Origin of the sequence: Streptomyces viridiviolaceus (assembly GCF_014650995.1) — a bacterium.
Lineage (GTDB): Bacteria > Actinomycetota > Actinomycetes > Streptomycetales > Streptomycetaceae > Streptomyces > Streptomyces viridiviolaceus.
Genome location: NZ_BMWA01000016.1, coordinates 1 through 19940, shown reverse-complemented (window position 1 = coordinate 19940; position 19940 = coordinate 1). Strand labels below are relative to the sequence as shown.

The 19940-nt window shown below is 70.5% G+C and carries 15 protein-coding genes and 1 pseudogene; 11 read left to right on the top strand and 5 right to left on the bottom strand.

Annotation, left to right across the window (positions count from 1 at the left end):
- The first annotated feature begins 169 nt into the window (after positions 1-169).
- The 6 genes from IE260_RS23550 to IE260_RS23525 all read left to right on the top strand — a co-directional run bounded on the left by IE260_RS23550 (position 170) and on the right by IE260_RS23525 (position 10126).
- Positions 170-2767 (top strand): Pls/PosA family non-ribosomal peptide synthetase, encoded by a 2598-nt coding sequence (locus IE260_RS23550; RefSeq protein WP_229881179.1) that lies wholly within the window; start codon positions 170-172, stop codon positions 2765-2767.
- A gap of 11 nt (positions 2768-2778) precedes the next feature.
- Positions 2779-6039, top strand: a complete 3261-nt coding sequence (locus IE260_RS23545) for a non-ribosomal peptide synthetase (RefSeq protein WP_189875072.1) — start codon at positions 2779-2781, stop codon at positions 6037-6039.
- Between the two features lie 40 nt (positions 6040-6079).
- Positions 6080-7084, top strand: coding sequence for a TauD/TfdA family dioxygenase (locus tag IE260_RS23540; protein ID WP_189875070.1), 1005 nt, complete (start codon positions 6080-6082; stop codon positions 7082-7084).
- Positions 7081-8151, top strand: a complete 1071-nt coding sequence (gene sbnB, locus IE260_RS23535) for a 2,3-diaminopropionate biosynthesis protein SbnB (RefSeq protein ID WP_189875068.1) — start codon at positions 7081-7083, stop codon at positions 8149-8151. Before IE260_RS23540 ends, sbnB begins: the two co-directional genes overlap by 4 nt.
- A 35-nt stretch (positions 8152-8186) precedes the next feature.
- Complete coding sequence (gene sbnA / locus IE260_RS23530; RefSeq protein WP_189875067.1) at positions 8187-9215, top strand: 2,3-diaminopropionate biosynthesis protein SbnA; 1029 nt, start codon at positions 8187-8189, stop codon at positions 9213-9215.
- Positions 9216-9463: 248 nt separating this feature from the next.
- The gene (locus IE260_RS23525) at positions 9464-10126 is read left to right on the top strand and encodes a histidine phosphatase family protein (RefSeq protein WP_189875065.1); all 663 of its coding nucleotides are present in this window, start codon (positions 9464-9466) and stop codon (positions 10124-10126) included.
- 56 nt (positions 10127-10182) lie between these two features.
- Here IE260_RS23525 and IE260_RS23520 read toward each other — a convergent pair whose 3' ends face one another.
- The gene (locus IE260_RS23520; RefSeq protein ID WP_229881119.1) at positions 10183-10923 is read right to left on the bottom strand and encodes an NIPSNAP family protein; all 741 of its coding nucleotides are present in this window, start codon (positions 10921-10923) and stop codon (positions 10183-10185) included.
- Between the two features lie 124 nt (positions 10924-11047).
- Between IE260_RS23520 and IE260_RS23515 the strand changes: the two genes are divergently transcribed.
- Positions 11048-12025 (top strand): helix-turn-helix transcriptional regulator, encoded by a 978-nt coding sequence (locus IE260_RS23515; protein ID WP_189875061.1) that lies wholly within the window; start codon positions 11048-11050, stop codon positions 12023-12025.
- A gap of 252 nt (positions 12026-12277) precedes the next feature.
- Here IE260_RS23515 and IE260_RS23510 read toward each other — a convergent pair whose 3' ends face one another.
- Positions 12278-13042 carry a TioE family transcriptional regulator gene (locus IE260_RS23510; protein WP_189875059.1) on the bottom strand — a complete coding sequence of 255 codons (765 nt, stop codon included), beginning with the start codon at positions 13040-13042 and terminating at the stop codon, positions 12278-12280.
- Between the two features lie 57 nt (positions 13043-13099).
- Here IE260_RS23510 and IE260_RS23505 point away from each other — a divergent pair, with 57 nt between their 5' ends.
- Together IE260_RS23505 and IE260_RS23500 are read left to right on the top strand one after the other, a co-directional pair.
- A complete protein-coding gene (locus tag IE260_RS23505) occupies positions 13100-14302 on the top strand; it encodes an erythromycin esterase family protein (RefSeq protein WP_189875057.1) in 1203 nt (400 codons plus the stop codon).
- A gap of 129 nt (positions 14303-14431) precedes the next feature.
- Positions 14432-14971, top strand: coding sequence for a GNAT family N-acetyltransferase (locus IE260_RS23500; protein WP_189875055.1), 540 nt, complete (start codon positions 14432-14434; stop codon positions 14969-14971).
- A 71-nt stretch (positions 14972-15042) separates the two neighbouring features.
- Here the strand turns inward: IE260_RS23500 and IE260_RS23495 are convergent, their stop codons facing one another.
- Positions 15043-15684, bottom strand: a complete 642-nt coding sequence (locus IE260_RS23495; protein ID WP_189875053.1) for a TetR/AcrR family transcriptional regulator — start codon at positions 15682-15684, stop codon at positions 15043-15045.
- Positions 15685-15776: 92 nt separating this feature from the next.
- Between IE260_RS23495 and IE260_RS23490 the strand changes: the two genes are divergently transcribed.
- On the top strand, positions 15777-17273 hold the full coding sequence (locus IE260_RS23490; protein ID WP_189875051.1) for an FAD-dependent monooxygenase: 1497 nt from the start codon (positions 15777-15779) through the stop codon (positions 17271-17273).
- A gap of 18 nt (positions 17274-17291) precedes the next feature.
- Here the strand turns inward: IE260_RS23490 and IE260_RS23485 are convergent, their stop codons facing one another.
- Complete coding sequence (locus IE260_RS23485; RefSeq protein WP_189875049.1) at positions 17292-18404, bottom strand: ABC transporter substrate-binding protein; 1113 nt, start codon at positions 18402-18404, stop codon at positions 17292-17294.
- 249 nt (positions 18405-18653) lie between these two features.
- Here IE260_RS23485 and IE260_RS23480 point away from each other — a divergent pair, with 249 nt between their 5' ends.
- The gene (locus tag IE260_RS23480) at positions 18654-19397 is read left to right on the top strand and encodes a methyltransferase domain-containing protein (RefSeq protein ID WP_189875047.1); all 744 of its coding nucleotides are present in this window, start codon (positions 18654-18656) and stop codon (positions 19395-19397) included.
- Positions 19398-19474: 77 nt separating this feature from the next.
- Here the strand turns inward: IE260_RS23480 and IE260_RS43090 are convergent.
- Positions 19475-19720, bottom strand: a pseudogene (locus tag IE260_RS43090) (hypothetical protein); the annotation flags it as partial.
- Between the last annotated feature and the right edge of the window lie 220 nt (positions 19721-19940).

Here is a 19940-nt window from a genome sequence, read left to right as displayed (position 1 = left end):
TTCGGAGTGGCAGCCTGACGACACCCGAACGAGACTGAAGCGGCAGTCATTGAATGGAGAAGAGCACATGCCCGAGCTTCCGATGGCTCGGCGGGATTTGCACGGGGCGCCAGCGCCCTGACTCGCATCCGGAAGCCATCGGGGACCCAGCCGCCCTCGAGGAGATCAGATCGTGGAGCAGTCTTCGGAGGTCCACATAGGCGGACCGGACGAAAGCACCGTCATGGAGCGGAGCAGCCCGGGATCGACGACGACGGAAACCGAAACGCGACTGGCTGATGCCCTGGCCGACGTCGTGGGCGTCGAGAGCGTTCCGGTCGACGTGCACTTCTTTGACGGCCTCGGCGCCAACTCCCTGGTCATGGCGCAGTTCTGCGCGCGGGTGCGGAAGCGGGAGGACCTTCCCTCCCCGTCCATGAAGGACATCTACCGGTACCCCACGATCCGAAGCCTGGCGGCGGCTCTCGCGGAGTCCGCCCCGGCTCCCGCGGATGCCCCGGCTACCCTCTCGCCATCTGCGGGGGCGATGCCGCCGGATCCGGTCACGCGGACGAACGGCAGGCTTTCCCACACTCTTTGCGGCACATTCCAACTGCTGTTCTTCCTTGGATACACGGTGGTCGCCGGATTCGTCACCGCAGGCGGATACGAGTGGGTGGCCGCGGGTTCCGGGCCACTGGACATCTACGTGCGGTCGCTGCTGTTCGGCGGTCTCGGATTCGTTACGCTCTGCGCATTCCCGGTCGTCGCCAAATGGGTGCTCATCGGCCGCTGGAAGCCAGGAGAATTCCCCTACTGGGGTGGCACTTATCTGCGCTTCTGGATCGTCAAGGCACTGCTCCATGCGAATCCGATGATCCTCTTCGTCGGAAACCCGCTGTACGTGCTGTATCTGCGGGCGCTGGGCGCGCGGATCGGCAGGGGTGTGACGATCCTCTCCCGCTCCGTCCCCGTCTGCACCGACCTGCTGACGATCGGCTCCGGCACGGTCGTCCGCAAGGACTCGTTCTTCCTCGGCTACCGGGCGCATGCGGGACGCATCCAGACCGGCCGGATCACCCTCGGCCGCGACGTCTACATCGGCGAGAAGACCGTTCTCGACATCGATACGTCCATGGGCGACGGCGCACAGCTGGGGCACTCCTCGTCCCTGTACCGCGGCCAGGCCGTCCCGGACGGCGAGCACCGGCACGGGTCTCCCGCACAGCCCACGGAGGTCGACTACGTGCGGGTCGCGCCGGCCTCGTGCGGCACCGTGCGCCGGGCCTGGTTCGGTCTCGCCTCCCTGCTCCAGTTGTTCCTCCTGTACATCCCGCTGTCCGTGGGCGGTTTGTACGCGCTGTTCAACGAGGTACCGGCGATCCGCGACCGGCTCGAACCCGCCGCCGCACTGACACTGCCGGAACTGGTGTACGACGCGCTGGTCCTCTCCCTCACACTCTTCCTCGGCTTCGTCGTCCTGGGTCTCGCCGCCCTGTTCACCCTTCCGCGCCTGCTCAGCCTGGCCGTCAGACCGGACCGGGTGTATCCGCTCTACGGGTTCCGGTACGCGGTACATCGTGCGACGGCACGGATGACGAACATCAAGTTCTTCACCTGGCTCTTCGGGGACAGCTCGTACATCGTGCACTACCTGCGCGGCATCGGATACGACTTGTCGCACGTCGAGCAGACCGGGTCGAACTTCGGCACCGCGGTGCAGCACGAGAGCCCCGTACTCGTCACCGTGGGCAGCGGAACGATGGTGGCCGACGGACTCTCCGTCATCAACGCGGACTACTCCGCGACGTCCTTCCGGCTGTCACGGACATCCATCGGCCCGCGCAACTTCCTGGGCAACAACATCGCCTACCCCATCGGCGGCCGGACGGGCGACAACTGTCTGCTGGCGACGAAGGTGATGGTGCCCCTGGACGGAGAGGTCCGCGAAGGGGTCGGGCTCCTCGGCTCGCCGTGCTTCGAGATCCCCAGGTCCGTGGAGCGCGACTCGCGGTTCGACGATCTCAGGACCGGCGAGGCCCTGCGCCGCGCCCTCACCGCGAAGAACCGCCACAACCTGCGCACGATGGCCCTCATGCTGTTCGTACGGTGGCTGCACACACTCGTGCTCACGCTGCTCGCACTGGCCTCCGTGAACCTGTACGGCGTGCTCGGACACATCGTGATCGCCTCGTACATGGCACTCGCGCTCGCCCTGTCCACCGCCTACTACGTCCTGGTGGAACGCTGCCTCAGGTCGTTCCGCAGGCTGCGCCCCATGCTGTGCTCCATCTACGACCGTGCCTTCTGGTCGCACGAGCGCCTGTGGAAGGTTCCGGACCATTATCTGAACATCTTCAACGGAACCCCCTACAAGCCCCTTGTCTGGCGCCTGCTGGGCGTCCGCATCGGCAGCAGGGTCTTCGACGACGGCTGCTTCATCACGGAACGCACGCTCACCGCCATCGGCGACGAATCCACCCTCAACGCCGGGAGCAAGATCCAGTGCCACTCGCAGGAGGACGGCACCTTCAAGTCCGACGTCACCACGCTCGGCGCCCGCTGCACGTTGGGCGTCGCCGCACACGTGCACTACGGCGTGACGATCGGCGACGGCGCGGAACTGGCGCCGGATTCCTTTCTCATGAAGGGCGAGGAGGTCCCCCCGCACTCGCGCTGGGGCGGCAACCCCGCCGTCGAGACGCAGGAGGCCGCGGTACGGCCCGCCGGCACCGGCCGGAGGACATCACCGTCCGTGGACGGCGCCGCCGCGGCGACCGTGAACTGAGGGAGCAATCGATGGGAGCGCGTGTGGAGGCGGACCGGGAGTTCTGGAGCCGTGTGCTGACCGCCGGTGGTTTCACCACAGTGCCGCGATGGGTTCGGGAACCGGCTCCCGGTACGGCCGGACACGAGGCGTCGGTGCCCGAGGCCGTGGCGGACGCCGTGGACGTACTGGCGCGGAAGCTGCAGGTTCCGGTCGGCACGCTGCTGCTGGCGGCGCACGCGAAGGTGCTGGCAGCCCTCTCCGGCGAGCAGGAAGTCGTGACGGGGTACGTCCCCGAAGCGCGCGGCGAACCCCTGCCCTGCCGCCTCGCCGTCGCCCCCGGCACCTGGCGCGCGCTGGTGTCGGCTGCCCGGCACGCGGAGGCGGAAATGCTGGCGCACGCGGACTTCCCGGTGGCGGAGCTGCGGCGCGAACTGCGGGCCTCGGAACCGTCGTACGAGGTCGTCTTCGGGCCCGGGGCCGCGGACGAGGCCCCGGCGGACGACGGCGTCCTGCATGTGCGCTGGTCGGAGAGCGGCGGACAGCTCGGCTTGCGGCTTCGCTACCGCACGGACGTACTGGACGCCGAGAGCGCGGCCCGGATCGCCGGCTACCACCTGACGGCGCTCGACCTGATGACGGCCGATGCGGACGCCGAGCACACACGGCAGAGTCTGCTGTCGGCCGAGGAGATGCACGAACAGTTGGAAGGACTGGCCGGGCCCCGGCGGACGCTGCCCGACGCGCGGGCGCACGAACTGTTCGAGCAGCGCGCGCGGGCACATCCGGACACGGTCGCGGCAGTGCACGGCGAGCGGCAGTGGACGTACGGAGAACTCAATGCTCGGGCCAACCGATTGGCACGGGCGCTGCTGGCCCGGGGCCTGGGCCGTGAGGACGTGGTCGCCGTCGTCACGGAACGCGGCCTCGACTGGATGGCGGCCACCTTGGCGGTGCTCAAGGCGGGAGGCGCGTACCTGCCGATCGAGCCGCACTTCCCGCCCGGCCGCATCGCGGCGACGCTCACGCGGGCCGAATGCCGGCTGGTGCTGGCCGAAGCGGGCAGCACCGACACCCTCGACCAGGCCATGGCCGAGCTGCCGCGGACCGAGCGACTGCTCATCGAGGACGCGTACGCGGAACCGCACGCCGACGACGACCCCCGCGTCGCGGTGGATGCCGGCCAGCTCGCCTACATCTACTTCACCTCCGGCTCCACCGGCGAGCCCAAGGGAGCGATGTGCGAGCACGCCGGCATGCTCAACCATCTCTTCGCCAAGATCGACGACCTGTGCATCGGCGAGGGCACCGTGGTGGCGCAGACGGCACCGCAGTGCTTCGACATCTCGCTGTGGCAGATGGTGTCCGCGCTGCTGGCTGGAGGGCAAACGCTCCTGGTGGAACAGGACGTCCTCGTGGACGTGGAGCGGTTCGTCGACACACTGGTGAGCGGCCGGGTCGGTGTCGCTCAGCTCGTGCCCTCCTATCTGGAGGTCCTGGTCTCGTACCTGGAGCAGCACCCCCGCGAGCTCCCGGACCTGCGGTACGTGTCGGTGACCGGTGAGGCGCTCAAACAGGAGCTGGTCCAGCGCTGGTTCGCCGTCCAGCCGGGCATCAAGCTGGTCAACGCCTACGGCCTGACCGAGACGTCCGACGACACCAACCACGAGGTCATCGACGGGGTGTGCGAGCGCGTCCTGCTGGGACGGGTGGTCAACAACGTGCACGTCTACGTCGTGGACGAGCAGTTGTCGCTGGTGCCGCTCGGCGCCCCGGGGCTGATCGCCTTCTCCGGTGTCTGTGTGGGCCGTGGCTACATCAACGATCCCGAGCGAACGAGCGAGGCGTACCTTTCGGACCCGTACCGGCCGGGCGAGCGGCTCTACCTGGGCGGTGACTGGGGCCGCTGGCACCCCGGTGGCAAGCTGGAGTTCCTCGGGCGCCGGGACAACCAGGTCAAGATCCGTGGTTTCCGCATCGAGATCGGCGAGATCGAGAACACCCTGCTGCGGGTCCCCGGCGTGCGGGACGGCGCGGTGGTCGTCGCATCCCGGGCCGGGCAGGGCAAGCACCTGGTCGCCTACTACTCGGGGCGGCGGTTGCCGGCCGACGAGCTGCGCGACGCGCTGGGCTGCGACCTGCCCGCCTACATGGTCCCCTCCGCGTTCCACTGGCAGTCCACGCTGCCACTGACCGCCAACGGCAAGATCGACAGGAAGGCGCTCACCGCGCTGGCCGAACAGAGCGTGGCTGCCGCTCACGACGACGCGGGCGAGCAGGACGGCGAACCGCGCACCCGGGCCGAGCGGAGGCTGGCGGCCGCCTGGGCCGAGCTGCTCGGTGTGCCCGAGCACCAGATCCGCCGTACGGACCACTTCTTCGCGTCCGGGGGCACCTCCCTCACCGCGGTGAAGCTCACGATCGCACTCGACCGAGCGGTGTCCCTCAAGGACATCACCAGTCACCCGGTGCTCGCCGACCTGGCCGCCCTCCTCGATGGCGCGGCCGGGCGGCGCACGGAGCTGCTCCAGCCGCTGTCGGAGGCGAACGAGACACCGGACTGCACGCTCGTGTGCTTCCCCTACGCCGGTGGCAACGCCGTCAACTACCACCCGATGGCGGAGGCGTTGGCGGGAAGCGGCACTCAGGTGCTCGCGGTGGACCTGCCCGGTCACGACCCCGCCGCCCCCCACGAGCCGTTCGCGTCGATCGCCGAGGTGGCGGAGCGGGTCGCCGCCGAGATCGCCGCGCGCGGCCTGACCCGGGTCATGCTGTGGGGCCACTCGTCGGGCACCGCACCGGCCGTCGAGACGGCCCGCAGGCTCCAGGAACGCGGTGTGGAGGTGATGCGACTGTTCCTCGGGGCCCAGTTGCCCGGCACCTCGGCCGAGCGGCGGGCCGCTGCCGACGAACTGATGAGCCGTGACGACGCGGAGATCGCCGGGCGCCTGGCCGCGGAAGGCGGGTACAGCGAGCTGACGGAGCTGAACGCGCAGCACGCCGAGCACATCGGTGCCGCCTACCGGCACGACTGCCTGAGCGCGCACCGGTACTTCTGCGACGTTCTGGACAACCCGCCGCGGGAGAAGCTGTCGGTTCCGGTGTCGGTCGTCGTGGCCGCCGACGACCCCTACACGGCCGGCCACGCCGACGCCCACCTGGACTGGATGCTTTTCGCCGAGCACGTGGACCTGCACGAACTCGCCGACGGCGGTCACTACTTCCCGCGCCTCCGACCGGCCGAGGCGGCCAAGGCCGTCCTGGCCGCCGTCGCACCGATGGCCGCCTCCTGACCCTCGCGAACCCCAGACGGGCAACCGAAAGGAAACCGAGATGTCGACCTCATCCCTCGCAGCCCCGCTCGACGTGGAGCTGCGCCCGGACGCACCGGCGGTGGCACACATCGACACTCCGGCGGACGTGACGAGTTGGACGGAGCAGCACCGTGAGGCGCTGCGCGCCCAGGTCACCGAACACGGGGCACTCCTGGTCCGCGGACTGGGGCTGCGGGAGACGGATCAGGTCGGTGCCGTCTTCTCCCGCCTGACCGGCGGCCTCATGACGGAGCGGGAGTCCTTCGCCCCCCGCCAGGAGTTCGCCCCGGGGCTCTACTCCTCCACGACCTGGCCGGCCAACCAGCCGATGTGCATGCACCACGAGCTGAGCTACACGCTCGCGGCTCCCGGTCTCATGCTGTTCGCGTGCCTGACCGCGCCGGACCGGGGCGGGGCGACGGCGGTCGCCGACGCCGCACGGATCCTCCAGGCGCTGCCCACCGAGCCGAGGGAACGCTTCGCGCGCGAGGGCTGGCTGCTGACCCGCTCCTACACCGACGAGATCGGGGCGTCCCTGGAGGAGTCGTTCGGCACCGGCGACCGCACGGAGATCGAGCGCTACTGCCGGGCCAACGACATCGACTTCACCTGGCAGCCTGACGGCACCCTGCGCACGACGCAGCGGCGCCCGGCCGTGGTGCGGCACCCTGTCACGGGGCAGGACTGCTGGTTCAACCAGATCGCCTTCCTCAACGAGTGGACGCTCGCCCCGGAGGTACGCGAGTACCTCGTGGACCTCTACGGCGAGGACGGGCTCCCGTTCAACACCCGTTTCGGCGACGGCAGCCCGATCGGCGAGGACACCGTCCGACTGCTCAACGAGACCTACGAAGAGCACACCCGACGCGAGCCCTGGCAGGCCGGTGACCTGCTGCTCGTCGACAACATCCGCACCGCGCACAGCCGGGAGCCCTTCACCGGAGAGCGGCAGGTGCTGGTCGGCATGGCCGAGCCCCACCGCCTGGCCGACTGCGACCCGACCTCGGAGGCAAGCCAGCGATGACCAACCTGTTGTCCACCGCCACGCAGCCTGCCATGCCCGACATGGCTCCGGCGCCGACATTCGCGGTGATCTCCGGTGAACAGGTGCAGCAAGCCCTGCACGGACGCGAGAAGGAGATCGTCGAACTGGTCGAGGCCACCTACCGGCTGCACGGCGCCGGTGACTCGGTCAACCCGCCGTCCTACTTCCTGCGCTTTCCCGACCGCCCCACCGCGCGGATCATCGCGCTGCCGGCCTCCGTCGGCGGGTCGGTGCGCGTCGACGGCCTCAAATGGATCTCCAGCTTCCCGGACAACGTGCGGGCCGGGCTGCCTCGCGCCTCCGCGGTCCTCATCCTCAACGACCCCGGCACCGGCTACCCGTTCGCCTGTCTGGAGAGCTCCATCATCAGCGCGACCAGGACGGCGGCGTCCGCCGCGCTGGCGGCCGACTGGCTCAGCCGCTCCCGGCCCCGTCCGAGCCGTGTCGGGTTCATCGGCACGGGGCTGATCGCCCGGTACATCCACACGTTCCTCGCGGGCACCGGCTGGACGTTCGACACGATCGGTGTGCACGACCTCGCCGCCGACAGCGCCTCCGGTTTCTGCGGCTACCTGCGGCAGCGCGGTACCGCCGCCGAGATCACCGTCCACGACAGTGCCGAGGACCTCATTCGCGCCAGCGACCTCGTGGTCTTCGCCACCGTCGCAGGCGAACCGCACGTCACCGACCCCTCGCTGTTCGACCACAACCCGCTGGTCCTGCACGTGTCCCTGCGCGACCTCGCCCCCGAAGTCCTTCTGGCCTCGGCCAACTTCGTCGACGACGTCGAGCACTGCCTGAAGGCCGGCACCTCTCCCCACCTGACCGAACAGCGCACCGGCAGCCGGGACTTCCTGAACGGCACGCTCAACGACGTGATGCTCGGGCGGGCAGCGCCACCGCCCGACCGGCCGGTGGTCTTCTCGCCCTTCGGACTCGGTGTCCTCGACCTCGCCGTCGGCAAGTACGTCTACGACGAGGCAGCCAGGGCGGGAAACCTCCGTCTCATCGACAACTTCTTCCACGACCTGCGCCGGTACGGCTGAGACCGTTGCCCTTCTCCGGTACCAGGAGGCCCATCGTGCCCGTGATATCCGCTCCCCATGACTTCAACGAAGGCCGCCTCTTCGTCGACCTCGAGCCGATCTTCGGATGCCCCCTCTACCTGAAGTGCGAGGGATTCAACTTCGCCGGCTCCATCAAACTGAAGGCCGCGAACGAGATGGTGGCGAGCGCCGAGCGGGACGGCATCCTGAAACCGGACTCCATCCTCGTCGAATCCTCGTCCGGGAACCTGGGCGTGGCGCTCAGCATGATCGCCGCGAGCAAGGGCTACAAGTTCCTGTGCGTGACGGACTCCCGCTGCAACCTGTCGACCCGCCTGCTGATGGAGGCTCTCGGCAGCCGGGTGCACATCGTGGCCGACCCGGACGAGAACGGCGGCTTCCTGGGCACACGTGTCGAGTACGTCCGCTCGCTCTGTGCTTCCGACAGCCGGTACGTGTGGCTCAGCCAGTACACCAACCCCGGCAACTGGCGGGCGCACTACCGCACGACGGCGCAGCAGATCGCCAGTCACTTCCCGCGCCTGGACGTCCTGTTCATCGGCACGGGCACGGCCGGCACCCTGATGGGCTGCGCCCGCTACTTCCGGCAGTGGCACCGGCCGGTGCGGATCGTCGCCGTGGACAGCGTGGGCTCGGTGGCCTTCGGCGGCGAACCGGGCCGCCGGATGATCCCCGGGCTCGGCATGAGCATGCGTCCTCCGCTGCTCGACGAGTCCTACGTCAACGAGGTGATCAAGGTCGAGGAGGCGGAGACCATCCGCGCCTGCCACCGCATGGCCCGGCGCGGCTTCCTGTTCGGCGGCTCCACGGGCACGGTGGTCAGCGGCGCGACGGACTGGCTGTCGCGTCACGACGCCCGCGACATCACGGCGGTGGCCATCGCGCCCGACCTCGGCGAGCGCTATCTCGACACCATCTACCAGACCAACTGGCTGCAGGACCTGTACGGCGACCAGATCCTCGACCCCGAGGAGCAGATGACCGCCACGATCCCGGAGCGAGAGCCCGTGACCCGCAAACCGGACCGCCGGCCACAGCCGTAGTCCCCGGCTGCTCCCTGGCCCTCCAAGGTGAGGGAGACCGGTCAGTGCGGGTTCGGATGCGGCCCGGTCCTGCCCCGGTCCTCGGGCGGGACCGGTCGCATCCCGCCCGCCGCCGGGGCGTCGAGCGATCCCGGCACGGCCCCGCCACCGCGCGCAGAGGCGACCGGCGTCGGTCCCCGCGCGCCGGGGCGGAGGGCTCGGGTGGCAGAGTGGAGGGACTTGCCCGATCCTGTGGAGGTACTCCCCGTATGCGTCTGCTGCTGATCCGCCATGGCCAGACCCCGTCCAACCTCAAGCACCTGTTGGACACCGCGGCACCTGGTCCGGGGCTGACACCGCTGGGGCAGGAGCAGGCCGCGGCGCTGCCGCAGGCCCTGGCGGCGGAGAAGATCGATGCCCTGTACGCCTCCACTCTGGTGCGCACCCAGCTGACCGCGGAGCCCCTGGCCGCCGCCACGGGGCTGGAGGTTCAGGTCCGGGACGGCATCCGGGAGCTGGCCGCCGGCGAGCTGGAGATGCGTGGCGACGACGACGCTGCCGCCGCCTACCTCTCCACCGCCTTCGCCTGGTCCGCGGGGGACACCGGCCGCAGGATGCCCGGTGGCGAGAACGGCGTGGAGGCTCTGGGCCGCTTCGACGCCGTCGTCGCCGAGGCGGCGGGAACAGGGGCGAAGACGGTGGCCATGGTCAGTCACGGAGCGGCGATCCGCATGTGGGTGGCCGCTCGGGCGGGCAACGTCGACGTGGCGTACGCGTCCGGCCACCCGCTGGGCAACACCGGCGTCGTCGTTCTCTCCGGCTCGCCCGCCCAGGGCTGGCAGGTCCTCCTGTGGGAGGGCAGTCCGCTCGGCCCGGAGGGAAGCTTCCCCGAGGACAGCGGCCCGGCCGGCGCGGCCGCTCCCGGCCTCTGACGCATCCCTGCCTCCACCGGCTCCGCCGCGTTCCTCCCGGCTCGTCGGCCCAGCAGTCAGGAGATGAGCGAGCGGCCGGTGGGTGCCAGCCGGAGTACCCGGGGCGCCGCTGTCTGTTCGCGTTCGACGGCCGGCAGGATCTCGCCCCGTGCCGGCGGATGGACCCGGATGTCGGTGAGGTGCCGACGGTACGCGTTCTCGTCGGGGTACGAGGTGAAGATCGCGGCGACGTTCTCGCCCGTGCGGACGGGCAGCCGGGAGAAAGTGTTGTGCGCGGGCTCGGTGACCAGGAAGGCAAGTGGCGCGGGCCCCGTCTCGCGGAGCACGGAGAGGAGGCCGTCCCGAATCAGCGCGATGCCGTCGTGCCGTCCGGGAGGGAAGGACCACACGGTGGCGGCCACGAACCGGTCCGGTGGCGGAGCACCGACCGGGGGCCGAGCGGACGAGAGTCCCGCGAAGCCGCTTCCGGTCGGCACGGGGCGCAGCAGGAGGACATCGTCGGAGTCGGCCATGGTGTCGTTCGCGTGGGGCCCGTGCTCGCACCAGGCGGGACCTCCGTAGAAGGCCGCGAGCGCGCGGTGACGCGCCGCCATGTCCGGGAATCCGCGCAGCCAGACGAAGCGGTCCGGGTCGTCGAGGTCGCGGAACTGGCCGAGCACGGTCATCCCCGCCGCTTCCTGGCTTTCGACGAACTCCCGGTCGAACAGTTCGATGAGCTCGTCGCGTCGACGGGGGCGCAGCGTGTACTGGCGGAGCTCGATCACGGCAGGCGGCGGGCCGAGGATGTCGGTGGGCACGGCAAGGCTCCTGTTCCATGCTCTGCGGATGGGGAACCGGCTCGTTCGGCCGGACCCGGGCGTGGAGCGACGATAGGAGAACCGTGTGACAGCTCCTGGCAGGGTTTCCGGGGAGAATGGGCGCATGTCTGCCGGCCGGCTCCTCTCGGTTCTTCTGCTGCTGCAATCGCGGGGCCGCGTCTCCGCGCGGGCGATCGCCGACGAGCTGAACGTGTCCGTGCGCACCGCCTACCGTGACCTGGCGCGCCTGCAGTCCTCGGGGTTTCCGGTCTACGCCGAGCCGGGCCGCGGAGGGGGCTACCGGCTGCTCGACGGCTACCGCACCCGTCTGACCGGGATGAGCGAGGGCGAGGCACGGGCACTGTTCTTCGCCGGACTGCCCGGACCCGCCGCCGACCTGGGCCTGGCGGCCGACGTGACGGCCGCCCGGCTGAAGCTGCTCGCCGCGTTGCCGACCGGTCTGCGCGAGGAGGCGTCACGGGTCGCCTCGGTGTTCCACCTGGACGCCCCCGGCTGGTACCGGGATCCGGAACAGCCCCCGCATCTCCCCTTGTTCGTCGATGCGGTACTCACTCGGCGGGCGGTGGACGTGCGATACCGACGCTGGCGTGCCCCGCAGGAAGTGGATCGCCGCCTCCGGCCCTATGGCCTGGTCCTCAAATCCGGAACCTGGTACGCCGTGGCCGCGACGGAACGGGGCACTGCGACCTACCGCGTCGCCCAGGTCCTCGACGCGGTACTGAGCGACGACCGGTTCGACCGCCCGGTGGATTTCGACCTGGGCGCCTACTGGGCCTCCTACCTCGAAGACTTCCACGCACGCCGCTACACCGGCACAGCCACCATCCGTCTGTCCCCACAGGGACGCCGGCGCCTGCCCGACAACGTCCCCCCGGAGGTGGTACGGGCCGTCGACTCCACCGCGGTCCCCATCGGCGACCGCGGATGGGTCGAGGCGGTCATCCCCACCGAGGGCACCGAGCACGCCCGCGGCGAGCTGCTCCGGCTCGGTGGGGACGTCGAGGTCGTCGCACCGCCCGAACTGCGCCAGGCCATGGCCGTCACCGTGGAGACACTCGCCCGAGCCTACGAACTCCCCTGACCGCCCCGGTGCCCGTCCGGCAGGTGCGCGTTCGATGCGGGTCCAGGCCGCGCCCGGCGGAAGGCGCGGCGCCCTGTCCGCCGAAGGCGGGGAGAGCGAGGACGGCCGCCCAGTGGTCGATGAGCGCGGCGACGCAAGCCCGAGGGTCTCCCCCTCGGGCGCGCAGGAACCGTCGGGGTTGTGTGAAGGGCGCCCAGTGGATTGCGCGCATCCCCTTCGTGGAGTGCGTCCTTGCGATCGGCGGATTCGTCCTCAGCCCTCGACGCCGTCGTCGGACGCGGAGTCCCGACCGCGTCGGCGGAGGTACGCCTCCAGCTCCGCGGCCCCGGCCAGCATCGCCCGCCCGCGGGCGGACAGCCGACCGTGCCAGTCGGACAGTGCGGCCTCCAGCGGCTCCAGCCCGCCGGCCGCCCGCACCTGGGCGATCAGCGGGGCGATCTGCTCCAGCAGGTAGCCGCCCCGCCTGAGCTGGTGGACCAGCCGGACGTCCCTGACGTCGGCCTCGTCGTAGACGCGGTAGCCGGTCCGCGGGTCGCGGCGCGGGCGCACCAGCCCGGCGCGCTCCCATTTGCGCAGCGTCGCGGGCCGGATCCCGAGGTTGCCTGCCAGCGGCCCGATGAACGTGCCGCCGGGTCCGGACACCTCGGCCGGCTCGGACGCCGTGGTCGGCTCCAGGTCGTGGAGGGCACTTTCCACGGCCTGGAGGGTCCGCCGGTCGTCGAGGAGTTGGGCGTGGCTCTCGTCGATGAGGCGGAACGCCTCGTCGACCGCGCCCTGGTTCACGGCCCGCATGACCGACGCCGCCGTCCGGTGGCCATGGCCGGGTACCAGGGCGAGAAACGCCCGCAGGGCCACCACGTGGAGCGAGGTGTAGGTGCGGTAGCCGTGGGGTGTGCGACCGGCGGCCGGAAGGATGCCGGCCTCCTCGTAGTTCCGGATCGCCTGCGTGGACAGACCGTGTCCGCGCGCCAGATCGACCGGCCGCAGTCGCTCACCGCTTTGAAGGTTCCGCCCCATGGCGCCGACGATATCGCGGGAAACTTTCAACCGAAGGTTCAACGATACCGTTTAAGTATGGCGACTGACATCAAGGACACCGCCCATGCCGTCGAGGCTGCCGCCGTCATGAGGCTGCTCCCCGCCCGGCCCCGGCTGCTCGCCCTGGGGGAGCCCACCCACGGCGAGGACACCCTGCTCGACCTGCGCAACGAGCTGTTCCGGCAGCTCGTCGAGCAGGAGGGCTACCGGACGATCGCGATCGAGAGCGACTGCATGACGGGCCTGGTCGTGGACGACTACGTCACCTCGGGCACGGGCAGCCTCGACGAGGTCATGGAGCACGGATTCAGCCACGGCTGGGGCGTCTCGGCGGCCAACCGCGAACTCGTGCGCTGGATGCGCTCCTACAACGACGGCCGGCCGGCGTCCGAGCTGCTGCGCTTCGCCGGTTACGACGGCCCGCTGGAGATCACCGGCGCCGCGAGCCCCCGGCAGGCCCTCACCGCACTCCACGGCTACCTCGCGGCCCGCGTCGACGCGGACCTGCTCCCCTGCACCGCGGAGACACTCGACCGCCTTCTCGGCACCGACGACCGGTGGTCCGATCCCGCCGCGATGATGGACCCGGCCCACTCCGTGGGGCGGTCGGTCGAGACTGGGGAGCTGCGGTTGCTCGCCGACGACCTGGTGGCGCTGCTCGACGAGCAGATGCCCCACCTGCTCGCGACGACCTCTCGGGAGGACTGGGACCGGGCGTGCCTGTACGGGCGCACCGCGACCGGCCTGCTGCGCTACCACTACTGGATGGCCGACACCTCGCCGGCCCGCATGACCCGGCTGGTGGGGGTGCGGGACCAGATGATGGCCCGCAACATCCTCGCCCTCGCCGCCCGGGGCCCGGCACTCGTGCACGGCCACAACTCCCATCTGCAGCGCAGGAAGAGCACGATGCGGATGGGCGGGAAGCCGCTGGAGTGGTGGGGCGCCGGTGCGCTGGTGAACGCCCAGCTCCGCGAGGAGTACGCCTTCGTGGCCACGGCCCTCGGCACGATCCGGCACCAGGGAGTGGACGCGCCACCGCCGGACACCGTCGAAGGGCTCCTGTACGCGCTCCCGGAGGACCGCTGCGTGGTCGACGCCCCACGGTTGGTCACCGCCCTCGGCGACACGCTGCCCGCGCACCGGGTGTCCCCCTGGTTCGGCTACGCCCCGCTCGACCCGGCGCACCTGGCGGACAGCGACGGGATCGTGTTCGTCAAGGACGTCCCGCAGAGCTAGTTCCACCGTCAGCGGTCGGGCCTGTCGGGGCGCCCAGGTGCGTGGGAGGCGTCCCGACGGTCACCGGCGTGAACGACCTCCCTGAGAAAAGGGATTGCCCCGGCGGGACAGCTCACGTTGGGTGGGGGCATGACCGAACTCCACACCGATCGTCTCACCCTGCGTCGATGGCGTGACTCCGACCTCGGGCCATGGGCGGTCATGAACGCCGATCCGGAGGTCCGGGAGCACTTGGGCGACCTGCTCACACGTGAACAGAGCGATGCCTCTGTGGCGCGGTTCCAGGCGGATTTCGACCGGCGAGGCTACGGATGGTGGGCCGTCGAGGTGCGGGCCACGGGCAAGTTCATCGGCTTCGCGGGCCTGGACGACGTGGATGACGGCATGCCGTTCACCGGAGTGGAGGTCGGCTGGAGGCTCGCCCGGTCGGCCTGGGGTCAGGGCTACGCCACCGAGGCCGCGCTGGCGGTCCTGGCCTACGGCTTCGACACGCTCGAAGTTCCCGAGATCCTCGCTGTGACGACGGCCACCAACCTCCGTTCTCAGGCGGTGATGCGCCGGATCGGCATGACCCGGGATCCTGCCGAGGACTTCGACGACCCCGGCGTGCCCGAGGGACCGCTGCGCCCCAATGTGCTGTTCCGCATCGCCCGTGGTGCGGGAGTCTGACCAACTGGTGGCCGGTCCACGGACTGCACGGCACCGGGTGTCCCCGACGCTCGCTGTCCGCACGCCACGCGTCAGTGCCGTGAGGACAGTTGCCGCAGGCCGTTCTCCAACAGCGCGAACGCGAGCTCCGCGTCCGCCACGGCACCCGTATGGCGCGCGTCGGCCGCCTCTCCGTGCGCCAGGCGTCTGGCGTTGTCCTGGGCCAGCACCCCCTGGACGGCGACGATCTGGGCGGCGGCGAACCTCGCCGTGAGTTCGGGGGTGTCCGCCGTTTCCCGCAGTGCCTCGGCGAGTGCGCGTTCGGCGCTGGTCTTGAACTGATCCATGCGAGCCACCAGCGAGGGCGCGTCCAGGATCATCCGGGTGAGCCGAAGCACCTGGGGATGGTCATTGAGTCCGGTGATCGGGTCTCGCTCCTGCAGCCCCTTGAGGAAGTGCTCACGCAGCGCCGTCAGCGGGGCAGTGCCGGGCGTGCGGGCCCGCACGACGCGTGCGGCCTCGGTCTCGTGATCGGCGAGGCGATGCACCACGAGGTCTTCCTTGGTCGGGAAGTACGCGAAGAGCGTGCGCTTGGACACTTCGGCCGCCTCGGCCACCTGAGCCACCGAGACCTGGTTGAAGCCGTGCTCGAGGAACAATGCGATCGCCGCGTCGGAGATCGCCGCGCGGGTCCGCTGCTTCTTTCGTTCCCGCAGTCCTGGCTTGCCGTCCACGGCCCACACCATAGCAGCCGACTTCCCTGAGGATATTTCCGCACCTGGTATACATTTATACCGAGGAAAGAAATCATAGGGAGTGAGTCAGAGTGCTGACAGAGCGGTCGACGGAGGTCGTCATCGCGGGCGCAGGCCCGACCGGACTGATGCTGGCGTACGAACTGGCTCTGGCCGGGGTCGAGACCCTGGTCCTGGAGAAGCTGGACCAGCGCATCGAGCAGGTGAAGGGTGGCGCGATCCAGCCCCGTACCGCCGAACTGCTGGAGTTGCGGGGGCTGTTGGAGCCGTTGCAGCAGCGGGCCCTGCCGCGTCAACCGGTGGGCGGGCACTTCGCGGCGCTGCCCGTGCCCTTGGACTGCGCGCCCTGGCGGACCAGGCACCCCTTTCCGATCGGGATCCCTCAATGGGAGATCGAGGAGGTGCTCGAAGAGCGGGCGACCGCCGTCGGCGCGCAGGTGCTGCGCGGAGCCGCCGTCTCAGGGGTCGAGCAACACGAGGACGGTGTGGTCGTGACGGCGGACGGTCTTCGGGTGCGGGCCCACTGTCTGGTGGCGTGCGACGGCGGCCACAGCACGGTACGGAAACTGCTCGGGCTGCCGTTCCCCGGCCGGCCCGGGACCCATCAGGCGGTGCTGGCCGACATCCGGCTGTCCGCCGTGTCATCGCTGGTGCCGCGGCGGATGGGGCACATGAGCTCCCTGACCCGTCACGTGGGCGGCTACTGGTCCATGCTCGTCCCGCTCGGCGGCGACCGGTACCGGATCACCTTCGGCCGCGCCGACCAGACGGACACCGGCCGGGACACCCCCGTCACCCACGAGGAGATCGCCGCCACCCTGCGGGCCCTGTACGGCCCCGAAACCACCCTTGCCGCCGTGGACAACGCGTCCCGGTTCAGCGACGCCACCCGGCAGCTGGAGCAGTACCGAGTGGGCCGTGTCCTGTTCGCGGGCGACGCCGCACACATCCACCCGCCGCTGGGCGGCCAGGGTCTCAACCTCGGCCTCCAGGACGCGTTCAACCTCGGTTGGAAACTGGCCGCAGCCGTCCAGGACCGCGCGCCGAACGGCCTCCTGGACAGCTACCACGCCGAACGGCACCCGGCGGCAGCCCAGGTGCTGCATCACACGTCGGCGCAGCGCGTGCTGGCGGATCCGAACCCGAGCACGGACGTGGCCGCCCTGCGGGACATCTTCATCGACCTGATGCGCCTGCCCGACACCAACCGCCACCTCGCCGGGTTGATGTCCGGTCTCGCGCTGAGCCACGCGCTGCCCGGCGAGCCTCCGCCGGCCGGACAGCGCGTGCCGGACGCCGAGCTGGTCACCGCAGCCGGCCCCACCCGGCTGTCGACGCTGTTCGCCGCGGGGCACGCCGTCCTGCTCGATCTGGCCGGAACCGTCCCGGCCGACCTCCGGCTCCCGCCACGGGTCGACCTCGTCCGCGCCACGTGCACCGATGGACTGGGCGCCGAAGTCCTGCTCATCCGTCCCGACGGCTACGTCTGCTGGGCTGCGGACAGCTTCGCCGCCTGTGGCACTTCCCTGCTCACCACGATCGCCGACAAGCTGGCCAAGGTGCGCTGAGCCGACTTTGCGCCCCCCTCAGCCGGCGTGCAGGATCCGGAAGCGGTCGGGCTCCGCCGGATGCCGGTCCACGACCTGGATCGGCGCCCGAGCCCATTGCCAGACGCTGATGCCCGGCGCACGCGAGAACCGGATCTGCCCGCGGGTGCCGTCGACGGCAACGTGCGGCCAGGATGCCGCAGTGCGCGCCCGGTCCGCGCCGTGGGAACGCAGCACCTCGGCGAGGACGGTGACCGTGTCGTAGCCCTCGAAGGCCACGAAGGAGGGTGCTTCGGCCAGCCGCTCGCGGAGCGCCGCCCCGACTCGTTCGCCAAGTGGGCTGAGACGCTCGGGCAGGTAGCGCAAGAACGGGATCGCGGCGCCGTCGGTGCCCAGAGTCGTCGCCCATGCGGCGAGCTCCGGTTGCCCGGCCGGAGCGCCGATCATGATCTCGGCGAGGCGCTGGTCGCGGCGGACGGCCCTGACGATCGGCACGGCCGGCTCCGGGTGGCCGACCAGAAGAAGGAGGGCTGTCGCGCGCTTGTCGACGAGTTCGTCGCACACGGCCGCAGGGGTGAGCGCGCTCATGTCAAGCTCTACGACGCTGCCGCCGCGTGGAGCGAGGTGGTCCCGCAGAATGCGGGTCCCGGATGCCCAGTAGACACTCGGCTGGGTTGCTACGGCGATGCGGCTGTGGCCCGCGCCGAGGAGGAAGTCCGCGTAGATCTGCCAGCCGCGGGACTGCGGCGGGGCGAGGCGCGCCACCCATTCCGTCGGCTGTTCGGTGAGCGCGTCGAGGACCGCTGACGAGCAGAGGAACGGAAGGCCGAGGGCGTCGGCCCTGGTGGCAGCGGCGCGAGCGACGACGCTGTGGTACTCCCCCACCAAGGCAGCCACGCCCAGGCCGGCCAATTCGTCCACGGCCGCCGCGGCCCTGTGTGGATCGGCCGCGGTGTCTCGGACCACCAACTCGAGTGGTCTTCCGGCGATCCCGCCGGCATCGTTGACCTCGCGGACGGCCAACTCGACGCCGGCGAGCAGGTGTCGGCCCGCCTCGACCCATCCGGGGCGAGTCAGCGGAACGAGAGCGCCGATCAGGACGGACGAACCGTCAGCCCGCGCCGCTTCAGGTGTCGGTGGTGGCGTACTCATGCGTCGGCGTCTCCCGTACGACGGTTCGGTGGCAGTTCGCCCTGATCACGGAGTGAACGCCCCGGTCAGCCGGCAGAGGATCTCCGTGCGGCTGACAAGAACAGTCCCCCCTCGGCAATTCAAGATCATCCGTATGGCCAGCCTATCCACGTCCAGGCCCGCGATCCAGGGCCTTTTGACACCGAAAACGAGGCGGTCTCGGCCCGGTTCGCGTGAGATCTTCTCCGCCGGGACACGATACTGACGGGCATGGTGGCCTATGACTCACTCGGCGCAACGTACGCCCGGACACGACGGCCTGATCCCCGGATCGCCGTGCAGATCCACGCTGCACTCGGGGACGCCACCGACGTGATCAACGTCGGAGCGGGCACCGGCTCGTACGAACCGCCGCAGACGGCCCTCGCGATCGAACCCAGCCGAGTCATGATCGACCAGCGCCCCCCGGGATCGGCGCCCGCCGTGCGGGCGGTCGCGGAACAGCTGCCGCTTCGTGACAACGCCGCCGACGCAGCGATGGCCCTGCTCACCGTCCACCACTGGGCCGACCTGGCAACCGGCATCGGCGAACTGCGCCGGGTCGCCCGCCGCCGCATCGTCGTCCTGACGTGGGACCAGCGCGTCTTCCGTGAGCGGTTCTGGCTCGTCCGGGACTACCTCCCCGAAGCAGCCGCGTTCGACGACACGCGCGCCACCCCGACCGACCAACTGGCCGACCTGCTCGGCGGGGCCCGCCAGGAGCCTGTCCGAGTCCCCCATGACTGCGTGGACGGTTTCGGCGCCGCCTACTGGCGCCGGCCCAGCGCCTACCTCGACCCGCAGGTACGTGCGGGGATCTCCATGCTGGCCCAGTTGGGCGACGACGCCGTCGAGCACGGCCTGGCCCGACTGGCGGAGGACCTGGCGACCGGCCGCTGGCACACACGTCACGCCGAGTTGCTCACGCTCGACACCATCGACGTCGGGTATCGGCTGTTCGTGGCCGACCAGTGAGCCACGTACGCGGAACTCCGCAAGCGGGCCTCGGGGCGTGAAGAAGCGTCACGAGACCTTCCGCGACGGACCGGGCGGCGCTCACGGCCGGTGAGAAGAGCACCGGCGTCAGTCCGCCGAGTGGTTTGGCCACCGCTCCCGATGAGCGGCAGCGGCCCTCCCCAGTAGGGCATCAGCCACTGGCGCAGGCCGGCCGACGGTATCTCGGGCAGCGCGCGCAGGGCGTTGGCCACCCACTTGAACCACCGGAACAGCAGGTGGCGCAGGCGCTAGTCGAAGAAGGTGAGCAGGCGGGCGAAGACGACGGGGGACTTCCGGGGTTCCTCACGGGACCGGTCCCGGCTTTTCGCCCCCTCGCCGCTCCCGGCCCCACCGCCGGCATGTCACGGATTCCGGATCATGAGCCGGATGGGAAGCCACCGCTGCCGATGCGTCAGATCGCTCCGGCCGACAGCCGAGCCAACGAGCGGTCGGGCTCTATGCGATGCCGCCGTTGCTCATCAGCAGCTGGCCGTTGATCCACTCGCCTTCCCTGGAGCACAG

Excerpts from the sequence above, each read along its gene's own strand:
- IE260_RS23545 (WP_189875072.1), top strand. The coding sequence starts at position 2,779 with ATGGGAGCGCGTGTGGAGGCGGACCGGGAGTTCTGGAGCCGTGTGCTG.
- IE260_RS23540 (WP_189875070.1), top strand. The coding sequence starts at position 6,080 with ATGTCGACCTCATCCCTCGCAGCCCCGCTCGACGTGGAGCTGCGCCCG.
- sbnB (WP_189875068.1), top strand. The coding sequence starts at position 7,081 with ATGACCAACCTGTTGTCCACCGCCACGCAGCCTGCCATGCCCGACATG.
- IE260_RS23525 (WP_189875065.1), top strand. The coding sequence starts at position 9,464 with ATGCGTCTGCTGCTGATCCGCCATGGCCAGACCCCGTCCAACCTCAAG.
- IE260_RS23515 (WP_189875061.1), top strand. The coding sequence starts at position 11,048 with ATGTCTGCCGGCCGGCTCCTCTCGGTTCTTCTGCTGCTGCAATCGCGG.
- IE260_RS23510 (WP_189875059.1), bottom strand. The coding sequence starts at position 13,042 with ATGGGGCGGAACCTTCAAAGCGGTGAGCGACTGCGGCCGGTCGATCTG.
- IE260_RS23505 (WP_189875057.1), top strand. The coding sequence starts at position 13,100 with ATGGCGACTGACATCAAGGACACCGCCCATGCCGTCGAGGCTGCCGCC.
- IE260_RS23500 (WP_189875055.1), top strand. The coding sequence starts at position 14,432 with ATGACCGAACTCCACACCGATCGTCTCACCCTGCGTCGATGGCGTGAC.
- IE260_RS23485 (WP_189875049.1), bottom strand. The coding sequence starts at position 18,404 with ATGAGTACGCCACCACCGACACCTGAAGCGGCGCGGGCTGACGGTTCG.
- IE260_RS23480 (WP_189875047.1), top strand. The coding sequence starts at position 18,654 with ATGGTGGCCTATGACTCACTCGGCGCAACGTACGCCCGGACACGACGG.